The organism is Yersinia sp. J1 (assembly GCF_050586585.1).
GTDB lineage: Bacteria > Pseudomonadota > Gammaproteobacteria > Enterobacterales > Enterobacteriaceae > Yersinia > Yersinia entomophaga.
Window position 1 is genome coordinate 912150 of record NZ_JBOBDP010000001.1, and the last position, 12474, is coordinate 924623.

Sequence of the window (12474 nt, forward strand, 5' to 3'; positions counted from 1 at the left end):
CGGCTGACATCGCGTCAGCCGTTTTTTTAACGATAAACGTTATTTAACGATAAATAGCAGCCATTGCTGAAATACCCTCTATTCTTGGTTCTTATTCTTGGCTCTCTTCGTTTTCATCCACGGCCGGGCGACGGCTGCCGCTCAATCCATATTCCCGCAGCTTATTGGCTATCGCCGTATGGGAAACGCCTAAGCGTTTCGCCAATTTACGCGTACTCGGATAATTACGATAAAGGCGGGTTAATACCGAACGTTCGAAACGCTTACTAATATCGTCCAGCGAACCGTCCAGCACCTCATCCCCCAACGACATCTCCACTTCAAATTCCGGCAGAATAATGTCCTGTGGGCGCAGTTCTACGCCATCTAGCTGAGTTAAAGCCCGATAAATGGCATTCTTAAGCTGACGAACGTTACCCGGCCAGCCGTAGCGCGTGAGGAATCCGTTAAGTTCCGGTGACAACTTCGGCCGTGGTACGCCTTGCTCATCAGAGAAACGGGCGACAAAGAGTTCCACCAGCGGCATAATATCCGTTGGGCGCTCGCGTAATGGAGGCAGTGTGATGGTCAGCACGTTTAGGCGATAATAGAGATCTTCGCGGAATTCACCGCGCTGAACCAATTCCACCAAATTCTTCTGCGTCGCGCAGATAACCCTAACATCCACGTGGACTTCATGCTCTTCTCCTACCCGACGGAAAGTGCCGTCGTTGAGGAAACGCAGCAGTTTGATCTGCATTCGCGGCGACATTTCACCGATTTCATCCAACAGAACCGAGCCACCGTTAGCCTGTTCAAAGAATCCTTTTTTACCTTCCACCGCATTGGGATAGGCGCCCGGCGCATAGCCAAATAGCTCGCTTTCTACCACGTCGTCAGGCATCGATGCACAATTCAGACCGAGGAAAGGTTTTTTGCCGCGAGGACTGCGCAAGTGGCAAGCTCTGGCCAGCAGATCTTTACCGGTACCGGTATCACCAATTAGCAACAGCGGCGCATCCAACATCGCCAATTTGCGCGCCTGGTCTAAAACCTGACGCATTTTGCTGCTCACGGCGACAATTTGTCTGAATTCGCTGTCATCGTTAACCGACAGGGTTTGCAATTGCTGCCCCATACGCGCGGTCGATTTCAGCATCACCACCGCACCTACCGTTTGGTTATGCTGATTTTCATCCACCAAATGAATAGGTGTCACTTCCATCAGGTAATCCTGACTGTGAATCAGTATTCGTTCGGTATGAGGCGTGGTTTCTTCCCGCTCAAACCAGTGGGAAAAATTAAATCCCCCCAGCAGCGTACCCATAGTCTTATGACGAATTTTCTCTTCGTTAAAAGAAAATAGCTCGCGAGCCGCCGGGTTAGCCAGTTCAACGTTGCCTTTAAGATCGATGGAAAAAACAGGCTCCGGCATGGATTCCAGCAAGGCGCGCAGCGCGCGGTGCTCACGCTCAGAAGGCATGAAAGGAACGGTGCGCACGTCGGTAACCCCGTCGATACGCCGAATTTCCGCCATCAGCGCCTGAAACACGGCAAAATCCAATTTGGAGAAATTCAGATAAATACGGCCGATAGGATCAATTTCGATCCCCCGTAAATCAATGCTGCGTAAAACCAGGAGATCGAGTAACTCTCTGGTGAGACCTATCCGGTCTTCGCAAAACACTTCCAAGCGCATCAGTATTGACCTTATCTTTGCAGTACGGGATGACTAAGTTTGATAATACCCTGTCCCTTCGCCCTGATGAAGAGATCTGTCAGCAAAAGTTGACAGGAATCCTCTTTTTCGTTTCATTTGTCTTCATTTGGTCTTTTTTATAGCGATATGAAGGCATTATCCCCGTCGTTGTTGAAGAATCTCAGGGTGATATTATCTTCAAAATCAATTATGCAGATGAATATAATATATTCGTAGAAGCGGCCGTCCTGTCAAGCACAGGTGACACTTTGCAATCAATACGCCAACTGGCTATAGTAAAGGTAGCCAGTTGACCGAGGAGGTTGCATGAGAAGTTACCACCCAAGCCCGACCACTAGAGTCAGCGCGTTATGGCGTGAAATCGGGCTGCCCGCCAGCCGCGGCACCGCGTTGGTAGACAGTATTAAGCTCGGTTTTTCCGTCGACGTTATTGATACGATCCATCTGTGGGCAGCGATGCCAAAGGCCGAAATCTTGCGTGCCACCGGTATTCCCAGCCGCAGCCTGACACGCCGTCGCACTAATGATGGACGATTTACTCCAGAAGAAAGTGAACGTATTGCTCGTTTTGTCCGAGTTATGGACGCGGCGGTAGATTTGTTCGGCGGAGATCGCCCCAAGGCCACAGCATGGATGTCAACGCCTGTGAGAGGTTTGGGCAATCGCACTCCCGATTCCCTGCTGGAAACCGAAACCGGAGCGTTGGAAATATGTGACCTGATTGGTCGATTGGAACATGGCGTCTTTACGTAATGGAGCTACAGTTTTGATGCTATACCGGATTGTCCATAATCGTTTTGCCGCTACGGCCTGGTCGGGTTATGGAGCGGAAACCTACGGTGGTCGCTGGAATCATAAAGGCCACAGCGCGATTTATCTGGCCAGCAGTATTTCTCTAGCAATGTTGGAAACACTGGTTCATGTTGAAGATAGCGCCACTCTGAACGATTTTAATCTGTTTCAAATCGCGATTCCGGATAACGCTATTATGGCCTTGCAACAGGAAGATTGGCCTCGAGGATGGCGAGACGATCCGGCTCCGGTGGCGACGATGGATATCGGCACGGAATGGTTAAGCTCAGTTTCCTCCGTGGGATTACTGGTTCCATCTACGTTGGTGCCGCTGGAGAGAAATGTGCTGGTTAATCCCAAACATCGTGATTTCCCCCCTTGTCTCACCAGCGTCACCCCACTCGACTTCAGTTTCGACCCGCGCCTCAAATAGCCCGAAATAAATGGCCTTAGCGCTGTTTGTCTTTCTTAGGCAGCGTATTCTTCAGCTGCGTAATCAATTGACGACGGAAATCCCCCAGTTTTGGCTTATCATCATCCATCCAGGGCAGCGGGCGACATAACTCCATCGCTTTGATCCCCAAACGCGCGGTGAGTAAACCCGCACCGATTCCCTGCGCCGCCCGAGCGGATAAACGCGCGGCCAGATCCTGCGATAGCCAGTCCATACCGACTTCCCGCACTAATTCCGACGCACCGGCAAAGGCAATATTCAGTAAAACCAAACGGAACAGGCGTAAACGACTGAAATAGCCAAGTTCAATTCCATACAACGCGGCAATACGATTGATTAATCGAATGTTTCGCCAAGCGATAAAAGCCATATCCACCAGCGCCAGAGGGCTGACGGCGATCATCAGCGCCGATTCTGCCGCATAGCGGCTTATTTCAGATCGAGCCTGATTATCCAACGTCGGTTGTACTAATTTGGCATAGAGTTCAACCACTTCCCGATCGTTATGCGTTTCATGCAGCGAGGCTTGCCAGCGCTGTAACGCCGGATGTCCCTGATCCAAACCCGCCTGACGCGCCAGTTTCTCGCAGAATTGGCGCCCACGGCCCAAACCGTGGCTTACCAGTAACTCCCGCGCCACGTCACGTTCTTCCGCGCGCTGGCGCAGCCGATATAACCGCCGCCATTCGGTAACAACCGAACCAATCCCGGCAAAAACGATCAGTCCGCCGGCTACCGTGGTGCCCAAGGCTATCCAGTCCTGCTGCTGCCACGCCTGATTAACCCACTGCACCGCCTGCGCCACGACGCTCACGCCAAACAGCATCAGACCTGCCGTCACCATTTTTCGCCATAGACTGCGTTTTGGTTTAAGCGCCGCGCTTACCAGACCTTCCGCACGCCCTTCCGCTTCGTCCGCGTCCAGAACCGGATCAACCGGCAAAAAATTCTCGGCCGCGGAGCCACTAAAGGTCTGCCCCGTTTTTAACTTTGGCTCTTCGACCGGCTGCAATGGCTGTTGAAAATCTATCCGTGGTTTCAATGGTTCATTCATCGCAGTTTATCTCCCAATAAAAACTCCATCACCGCATCCAGTCGGATATGCGGCAATGGGCTATCCACGTGCACTTGTTGTGGACGGAACTGATCAAAATGGAAGCCCTGTTGCTGCCAAAATGCCGGGCCGGGCAAACGTGCCGGAACATCGCCAGGGAACACCGTCAGCGGCGCACCGTCTTCCAGACGATGACCTTTTAATGCCGGAATTCGCTGGCCATTATGATCGATCATACCGCTTTCCGTGGCCTGTACCGACGCCAGCCCGACACAATCCATGCTGATGCCTTCGAACGCCGCATTTTGCCAGGCCTCCTGCACTAATTGCTGGAGCAATGACACCAGATTGGCATGTTGGTCCGCAGTTACATGATCGGCTTTAGTGGCAGCGAACATCAGCTTATCAATACAGGGGGAGAATAAACGACGAAATAGCGTGCGTTTTCCATAATGAAAGCTTTGCATAAGCTGGGTTAATGCCAGACGCATGTCGTTAAAGGCTTGCGGCCCGCTGTTCAAGGGTTGCAGGCAATCCACCAGGACGATCTGTCGATCAAACCGAATAAAGTGTTCTTTATAAAAACCTTTTACGATTGATTGGCAGTAGTAATTAAACCGCGCGCGCAACATACCCAAATTGCTGTGTTTGTCTGCCTGAGCTAAACGAGACTCATCAATCGCGGTGATATCTGGCCAAGGGAAGAACTGCAATGCAGGCGCGCCGGCCATATCACCGGGGAGCACAAAGCGCCCCGGCTGAATAAAGTGCAGCCCTTCTTGCTTACAGCGAATCAGGTACTCGGTATAGGCCTGAGCAATCGCGGCAAGTAAATTTTCGTCCGCCGGAGCCAAAGGATCGCACTGTTTGCACAATTCCAACCACGGTTTAGCCCATTCGGCACGGTTACCCTGTAACAAACCGCCCATTTGCCGCGACCATTCGAGGTAATCCTGCTCCAACATGGGCAAATCCAGCAGCCATTCACCTGGGTAATCGACGATTTCCAGATACAAGGTCGATGTCTCTTTGAAATGACGTAAAACCGAGTCATTCGACCTAAATTTCAGAGCCAGACGAATTTCACTCACGCCGCGAGTCGGCGTCGGCCAGCTCGGGGGCGTACCGTACAATGAGGCCAGACCTTCGTCATATCTAAAACGCTGGATACCCAAATCCCGCTGAGGCACCCGCTTGACGCCGAGTAAGCGATCTTCGCGCACGGCAGAAAACAGCGGTAAACGCGCCCCGCTGTGTACATGTAATAATTGATTGACTAACGCGGTGATAAACGCAGTTTTACCGCTCCGACTCAGGCCGGTCACCGCCAGTCGCAAATGGCGGTCCATCCCGCGGTTAACTAAAGAGCTGATCTCATTTTGCAGTCGTTTCATGCTTTTCCTTTGCAAATCGGCCAAATACCGCACCTAAACCGCGTCTCAATAACGGTTCCAACAACACAGCCAGCGCCCAACGCAGCGGTTTACGGCTCACACTGCGTAAAATCCAGGCCGTGGCACCGGCCGGGCCGTAGCTTAATGCTGCGGTAATAATCACTTTAACCAGCGTTTTCAATACTACACCTGACCGCTGAGTGGCGACGTTATTCTTCATCATTTATGCCCTCCGGCAGGTCATTTTTCGAATTTCAGCTCGGTAAAAGTCATAAATCAGCCCACTGGCCGCATGAATTACCGATTCATTGCGCTGCGGATTCGTTATAGCTGACGAAATCTGCTGCGAACACCAAAAGTTTCCGAAGTAACGTAACGCTCTACTTGCCGCAAACGTTGCTCTCCGCTGCTTAATTCGTAATCCAGTTTATCCAGCAGTTGGCGAGGAGTTTGATAGTCCTCATCCATAAAAGTGCTGGCCGGTACTGGGTCCAACATATAAGTCAGCACCAGGTAGGCTACGATGGTGAAAACAAACAGGCCGAAAAACATCGATAACACGGCAATAATACGTACCAGTTTGACCGGAATATCCAGATAATGCGCTAAACCGGCGCACACCCCTTTCACCATGCCTTCTTCCGGCACGCGGTACAGTTTTTTTCCACTAAACAAACCGGTCATTATGATTGCCTCCAGTTCGGATGTTCTGCATCCAGAATTTCTTCCAGCGCCTGAATACGTTCGCGCATACGGCGCGCATCATCAGCTAACTGCGCTAAACGCTGCATTTCCTGATGGCTAAGCTGGGTGCCGCTTTGTTGGCGATTGCTGTAATGTAGCCAGAGCCAGATCGGTGCGACAAACAGCACAAAAATGGTTAGCGGAATAGCTAAAAACAGAATACTCATTCTTTCCCCTTATTTATTCTTATCAACGGCAATGCAATCATCATAGCCGCAAGATTCGAGTAATAATATGGCCGTAACCTTTTGGGATAACGGCCCACATTTATTACTCTTTATTATTCTGGAGCATTCATTTTTGCTTTTAACGCCGCTAACTGACTGCTGATTTCATCATCGGCTTTCAATTCTGCAAACTCTTGTTCCAGTGACTTCTTTTTACCGATGCTGACGCTTTCCGCTTCGGCTTCCATATGATCAATTCGGCGTTCGAATTGCTCAAAACGAGCCATTGCCTCATCCAGCTTACCGCTATCCAACTGGCGACGAACATCGCGAGAAGAAGAGGCAGCCTGATGACGTAAAGTCAGCGCTTGCTGTCTGGCGCGGGTTTCGGTCAGTTTGCTTTCCAGCTCGCCAATCTCATGTTTCATGCGATCCAGCGTTTCGTCTACGGTAGCCACTTCACGCTGTAGGGTTTCGATCAGGGAAGCCACTTTCTGTTTCTCAATCAAAGCGGCACGAGCCAAGTCTTCTTTATCTTTACGCAGCGCCAACTCGGCCTTTTCCTGCCATTCAACCAGCTGGCTTTCACCCAAATCAATCCGGCGCATTAGCTGTTTCTTTTCCGCCAACGCGCGAGCAGAGGTAGAGCGAATTTCTACCAGCGTATCTTCCATTTCCTGAATCATCAGGCGAACCAGTTTTTGCGGATCTTCGGCTTTATCTAGCAACGTGTTGATGTTGGCATTCACGATATCGGCAAAACGAGAAAAAATACCCATTGTTCACATCCTCTTTAATCATGTGGGCGACTCTATGCGCCGGTTGTTCAGTGAGCAAGTCTCACCGGTACAGATACAGCTCTGGCTATAGGATAATCAAAAGTCATGCCAACTTTAGAAAATCAAATATCATCATGAATTAAAAGGGAAAATAACTTTATTGCTAATTTCAGCATAAAAGGTAGAGTGATTACTTTAACCAACTATTAGCGAATCTCACTATGAGCGAACAACTTGAAAACCTGCTAGGTGAAGCAAATTCCTTTGTTGAGGTGCTTGAGCAAGTCTCGGGATTGGCCAAATTGAATAAACCCGTACTGGTGATTGGCGAACGCGGAACGGGTAAGGAATTGATTGCTCACCGTTTGCATTATCTGTCGAATCGTTGGCAGGGGCCGTTTATCTCGCTGAACTGTGCGGCGCTGAATGAAAATCTGCTGGATTCCGAGCTGTTTGGTCATGAAGCCGGTGCCTTTACCGGCGCGCAAAAGCGCCATTTAGGTCGATTTGAACGCGCCGATGGGGGAACGCTGTTTCTCGATGAACTCGCTACCGCCCCAATGCTGGTACAGGAAAAACTGCTGCGAGTCATTGAATATGGCCATTTGGAGAGAGTCGGCGGTAGCCAGCCGTTACAGGTTGACGTGCGTTTAGTTTGCGCCACCAATGATAATTTACCCGCTCTGGCCGCCGCAGGAAAGTTTCGGGCGGATTTACTGGATCGTCTGGCTTTCGACGTGGTGCAACTGCCGCCGCTACGCCAGAGACAGCAAGATATCATGCTGCTGGCGGAGCATTTCGCAATCCAAATGTGCCGCGAACTTGGGCTGCAATTATTCCCCGGTTTTACTCTACAGGCCAAAAGCCAGCTGCTGGGTTATCATTGGCCGGGAAACGTGCGAGAGCTGAAAAATGTGGTGGAGCGCTCGGTTTATCGCCACGGCGATAGCCCGGATCTGCTAGACACTATAATTATCAACCCGTTTGCTGCCCATCAGAATACCCAACCCCACCTTCCAACGGAAACGGCTTCCCTGCCCGCGCTCCCCGTTGACCTCAAAGCCTGGCTACAAAACGGCGAGAAACAGTTAATTATGCAAGCGCTGGAGCAGGCGCGTTTCAATCAGAGGAAGGCGGCGGATTTATTAGGGCTGACCTATCATCAGTTACGGGGAATGCTGAAAAAACACTCGATATTGCAAGCCGCCACAGATGAGAATAACGAAGAATCGGCGAATGACTAGCTAGCGACCATAATTTTTCGCTTATTTATTTTCGCTTATTTATATCAGGCAGAATGATATAAAACAGGGCTAATGACGTGGAAATCCGAGGCATAAAAGATGCGAATAAGCTGAAAAGTTAATCGCAAGTAAAAAAAAAAGCCAGCACCCGAGCTGGCTTAAAAAACACTGGAAGCAATGTGAGCAATGTCGTGCCTTTCTATCAGAAGCTCCCTACTGGCGGCCTCTTCCTGAAGTGCGAAACAATGATAATGGTTATCACTAGCACTTGTAAATACTTTTGTTGAGAATTTTTCTCATTTCCACAACGATATTGTGGCTCTTCAATTATCCTCTTCACGTTATGTTTTAACCTAATCCGATACCCCTATTCTCTGTCTGGAATCCTGTCTGCTTCAAGGTAACGGCCGAAATGGATTAACACTCAAATTTATCGATCGTTATTCTGCCTAAGCGTAGCCAGACACAGTAACGTGAATAGAATCTGCGCCCCTAGATTCGCCGTATTACTGGTAGGATCATACTGCGGCGCGACCTCAACGATATCTCCACCAACCATGTTGACGCCGGCCAACCCTCTTAACATGCCAAATAATTCTCGCGGCAGTAACCCATTGACCTCCGGCGTTCCGGTGCCCGGAGCAAAACTGGGATCGAGAGAATCAATATCTACGCTAATATAAACCGGCCCAGTCCCTACAACGGTTTTCACTTGCTCAACGATAGAGTGAACGCCACGCTCAAAAACGGCTTCCGCATGGATCACTGTCATGCCTGAATCGCGAGAGAACTCCCAAAAATACTCATCCGGGCCACGAATTCCAACTTGCACCGTGCGGCAAGGATCTATCACACCGTCTAATACCGCCTGACGAAACAGCGAACCGTGATGCTGATTGCCGTAAAAAAGACCGGCGGTATCACAATGAGCGTCAAAATGAATCACACCAACCGGCCGCTCTGCCCCCAAAGCCCGCAAAATTGGCAGCGTCATGGAATGATCGCCTCCCACTGACAGTGGCAAAATGCCTGACGCTTTCAGGCGAGATAGCGTATTTTGTATATCCAAATGGGCTTGCGTGAGGTCAAAACGGTTGCTAAACACCACGTCGCCCAGATCGGCGGCGCTAAGTAACCGAGCTGGCGCAAGATTCAGCACATGATCGTAAGGCCCGATACGTTCCGCAACGCGCAGCGCTTTAGGGCCAAAACGCGCACCAGCGCGATGCGTCACGCCGAGATCCATGGGAACGCCCAAAATTCCAACGTCGGTTCCCTGCCATTGATCCGGCGAACGGAACGGTAAATCGAGAAAAGTGGAAATATGGTCAAACGCCCATGTAGCCTGCGCCTTAGCATCAGGGAAGAAGGTTTCTGCCACCTGACGATAATTTTCATCATGAATGGTAAAAGCGTCTTTTCCCGCATACTTCGCCCGCAATTTATTGAGTGAGTTCATATTTAACCGGCCTCCTGTTTCACAGCGTCCGAGCAGGAATAAAACTCGAAGCGATTTGCGGATTCTGCCAGCACTGCCAGTAAATGCTGTACCTGATCGGGATTATTGGCCGCGGTGAGCTGCACGCGGAAACCGACTTCTTTTTTGGGTACCAGCGGATATAGCGCCAGCGTGACATAAACTCCGCGCTCAAACAGATAACTGCCTAACGCCATAATTTGCCGTGGATCTTTCAGCGGTATTTCCATGATAGGTAATTCAGAATTATTCAATGTAAAAATATCAAGATCGGCTAACCCTTTGAGCAATTGTCGACACATTTGATGCAGATCGCGACGTAATTCCTCTCCTTTTTGGGCGTTAACCGCTAAACCACTCAGTGTTGTGGCCAGCGAAGCTACCGGGGATGGCCCCGAATACAGATAAGGCGACGCGGCAACTTTAATCATTTCCTTCAATACCGTCGGCAGCGCCATAAAAGCCAACAATGATGAATAGGATTTGGATAAACCCGCCACCAGCAGAATATTGTCGTAGCTCAACCCACAGTGGCGAACGATACCGTTCCCTTTATACCCCCACGGCATTTCTCCATCGGGATTTTCACCTATCAAACCAAAACCGTGGGCGTCATCCACATAAAGGATGACGTTCCAGCGCCGGGCTATCTCGGCAAAACGCGCTAAATCCGGCAGATTGCCGGTCATGCTATTCACCCCGTCCATGCAAATTAAGCGCGGCGGCACGGGGCTACTAGCTAATAATCGTTCTAATTCATCGGCATCGTTATGTTTAAAGCGAATCAGCGTAGCACCTTGCCCCTGCGCCACTTTACAACCGTCGTAAATGGTTTTATGGGCCCGACTGTCCAGATAAATTGCGCCAGTACCGCTGAGGAAAGGAATCACTGAAAGATGGATATGAGTGATAGTCGGAAAGGCCAATATATCCGGCGCTTGGGTCAAGGCCGCTAACTCGCGCTCTATATCCCTATAAGGCGTGGGCGTACCAAGCATTCTCGACCAGCTCGGATGAGTACCCCATTGACGCACCAGAGGTAATATTGACGCCTGAACCTGCGGATTTAGATCCAAACCCAGATAGTTACAGGAGGCAAAATCAATCAGTTCACGTTCGCCAATCACTATCTTGCGTCCGTCAATACCCTCAATAACGGCATCAACCATAGGGTGAGCGGGAGGTGTAAGTGGAGAATGAGCGAAATGTGTGTCCAACCATTTCGCCATCCAGGATGGGACGGTTTGCTGATTCATCATTAATTCCTATAGTGATGCGTTCAGAATTATTCACCTTGATACGATGAGAGTGCCCACTAGTATTGTGATAACCAAAAACTATAGGAAAGGACGGTAAAAGCAGCAATTGCTCAATTATCGTGCAACGTAAAGCTAGAATGACACAATGAGTAATGGGGTTATAATTGCTGTTATTTCCCCCCAATCGGTATAAACACAAGAGCCGCGAACGATGGCACGATTTGCGATCGAGCTGTAGCCGCCTCTGGTCACTGCGGCCCCACGTCTAGAATGAATCACCATGCCATCCTGAATGTTAGAATGCGCACCGATCTGATCTGAGGTCACTGGCCGAAAGGATTTTTACGCCGCATGATTAATACCCTCGCTACTGATAACGGCGACGGCGTTGTGGGCATGCAGGCTTTCCTGATGCTCCACCCTAACTGAAAATGCCGAATAGCGGCATTGCTTACGCAACATGGCGTACAAACGGCGCGCCGCGTCCTCGCAGAACATCAGATTTTGTCCATTAGCCAATGCAAACGCCTGCTCATCCTGACGTTTCACTAAAGTTTGTACCGGTGTTCCCAGCGTATTTTCAATTTGGTTAATTAATTCCAGTACCGGAAAATTCATCTCAGTGGATTTAAGTGACACCGTCACTCTTGCCCAGCTGCGTTGACTGTGCGGCGTTGCTGGCATTCCCTGCGTTCCAAGCCAATCCAGCACCTGTTGCTGGGTCAGATTTTCCTGCTGTTCAAAATCCAGTTGAAACTGCTGCTGAGCAGACTGAATACTCAACGCTACCGAGCTGGGACAAGTGGAAGAATAAGGTACGGACAGAGATAGCCGGAGCTGAAGCTGTTGTTCGAGCTGGGCGTCAATCGTCAGTGGGTAGGCCTTCCAGCCTCTTTGCGGGGATAACATCGCCGGTCGCGAGATAAAAATATCGCTGGCAATATGCAAGCTAGCGCTGGCGGCTAGATCGGGTTGAGAAGCTAAAAATGCGGCTAACGTGGTGTGAATGCGCTGGGGCGTTAATTCCCCTTGAGTCAATTCATCTAATGCCAAGTATATACGGGACATATGAATTCCCTTGCTCTGCCCTTTAGCTTTGACACCAATCCCGGCATTCACTTTTGCAGATAGCGGCCTGCCAACGATGTCTAACGGTAACGCAATGCCTTCCATGCCGACCCAATCCAGCTCCATATTGCCAAAATCAATGTATGAAGATTGTACATCTGGTAACGCCGTTAGCGATTGATTCGCAGCTATTTTCATGTCGTCCTCTATGTGTGCTTTATTAATATCAAATAAAGGTAACATGCAATTGTTATAGTATAACATATCGAAGTTGCGTTTTTTTGCTCTCTTTCGGCGCTTTTGCGCATAATTACAGCAATATCCCTGAGATCAGTGAGTTGTT

13 protein-coding genes and 1 pseudogene are annotated in these 12474 nt (G+C 49.9%); 3 read left to right on the top strand and 11 right to left on the bottom strand.

Annotated elements, in window-relative coordinates; translation table 11 throughout:
• Positions 1-91 precede the first annotated feature (91 nt).
• Positions 92-1678 carry a transcriptional regulator TyrR gene (gene tyrR / locus ACQ4OC_RS03860; RefSeq protein WP_064513887.1) on the bottom strand — a complete coding sequence of 529 codons (1587 nt, stop codon included), beginning with the start codon at positions 1676-1678 and terminating at the stop codon, positions 92-94.
• Between the two features lie 327 nt (positions 1679-2005).
• Here tyrR and ACQ4OC_RS03865 point away from each other — a divergent pair, with 327 nt between their 5' ends.
• Together ACQ4OC_RS03865 and ACQ4OC_RS03870 are read left to right on the top strand one after the other, a co-directional pair.
• Positions 2006-2452: a DUF2384 domain-containing protein gene (locus ACQ4OC_RS03865; protein ID WP_064513889.1), complete on the top strand. Its 447-nt coding sequence runs from the start codon at positions 2006-2008 to the stop codon at positions 2450-2452.
• 13 nt (positions 2453-2465) lie between these two features.
• Positions 2466-2924, top strand: a complete 459-nt coding sequence (locus ACQ4OC_RS03870) for an RES family NAD+ phosphorylase (RefSeq protein ID WP_064518274.1) — start codon at positions 2466-2468, stop codon at positions 2922-2924.
• A 16-nt stretch (positions 2925-2940) separates the two neighbouring features.
• Here ACQ4OC_RS03870 and ACQ4OC_RS03875 read toward each other — a convergent pair whose 3' ends face one another.
• The 6 genes from ACQ4OC_RS03875 to pspA form a co-directional block, all read right to left on the bottom strand.
• Positions 2941-3999 (bottom strand): TIGR01620 family protein, encoded by a 1059-nt coding sequence (locus ACQ4OC_RS03875; protein WP_430970947.1) that lies wholly within the window; start codon positions 3997-3999, stop codon positions 2941-2943.
• The gene (locus tag ACQ4OC_RS03880) at positions 3996-5393 is read right to left on the bottom strand and encodes a YcjX family protein (RefSeq protein ID WP_430970948.1); all 1398 of its coding nucleotides are present in this window, start codon (positions 5391-5393) and stop codon (positions 3996-3998) included. Before ACQ4OC_RS03880 ends, ACQ4OC_RS03875 begins: the two co-directional genes overlap by 4 nt.
• Positions 5374-5616 carry a phage shock protein PspD gene (gene pspD, locus ACQ4OC_RS03885; RefSeq protein WP_179207942.1) on the bottom strand — a complete coding sequence of 81 codons (243 nt, stop codon included), beginning with the start codon at positions 5614-5616 and terminating at the stop codon, positions 5374-5376. Before pspD ends, ACQ4OC_RS03880 begins: the two co-directional genes overlap by 20 nt.
• Before the next feature lie 101 nt (positions 5617-5717).
• Positions 5718-6077: an envelope stress response membrane protein PspC gene (pspC, locus tag ACQ4OC_RS03890; protein WP_162975155.1), complete on the bottom strand. Its 360-nt coding sequence runs from the start codon at positions 6075-6077 to the stop codon at positions 5718-5720.
• Positions 6077-6304 carry an envelope stress response membrane protein PspB gene (gene pspB / locus ACQ4OC_RS03895; RefSeq protein WP_049600249.1) on the bottom strand — a complete coding sequence of 76 codons (228 nt, stop codon included), beginning with the start codon at positions 6302-6304 and terminating at the stop codon, positions 6077-6079. The genes pspC and pspB overlap by 1 nt, the downstream gene beginning before the upstream one ends.
• A gap of 113 nt (positions 6305-6417) precedes the next feature.
• The gene (pspA, locus tag ACQ4OC_RS03900) at positions 6418-7083 is read right to left on the bottom strand and encodes a phage shock protein PspA (RefSeq protein WP_064513897.1); all 666 of its coding nucleotides are present in this window, start codon (positions 7081-7083) and stop codon (positions 6418-6420) included.
• Between the two features lie 221 nt (positions 7084-7304).
• On the opposite strand from pspA, the gene pspF reads away from it, so the two are divergent.
• Positions 7305-8327, top strand: a complete 1023-nt coding sequence (gene pspF / locus ACQ4OC_RS03905; protein WP_064513899.1) for a phage shock protein operon transcriptional activator — start codon at positions 7305-7307, stop codon at positions 8325-8327.
• A gap of 430 nt (positions 8328-8757) precedes the next feature.
• Here pspF and ACQ4OC_RS03910 read toward each other — a convergent pair whose 3' ends face one another.
• From ACQ4OC_RS03910 to folE2, 4 genes and pseudogenes are all read right to left on the bottom strand, one after another.
• Positions 8758-9786, bottom strand: a complete 1029-nt coding sequence (locus tag ACQ4OC_RS03910; RefSeq protein WP_064513900.1) for an agmatinase — start codon at positions 9784-9786, stop codon at positions 8758-8760.
• Between the two features lie 2 nt (positions 9787-9788).
• Positions 9789-11063: an aminotransferase class I/II-fold pyridoxal phosphate-dependent enzyme gene (locus tag ACQ4OC_RS03915; protein ID WP_084414294.1), complete on the bottom strand. Its 1275-nt coding sequence runs from the start codon at positions 11061-11063 to the stop codon at positions 9789-9791.
• A gap of 183 nt (positions 11064-11246) precedes the next feature.
• Positions 11247-11375 (bottom strand): annotated as a pseudogene (locus ACQ4OC_RS03920) (carbonate dehydratase); the annotation flags it as partial.
• Between the two features lie 30 nt (positions 11376-11405).
• Positions 11406-12329 carry a GTP cyclohydrolase FolE2 gene (gene folE2 / locus ACQ4OC_RS03925; protein WP_120805539.1) on the bottom strand — a complete coding sequence of 308 codons (924 nt, stop codon included), beginning with the start codon at positions 12327-12329 and terminating at the stop codon, positions 11406-11408.
• Positions 12330-12474: the final 145 nt, after the last annotated feature.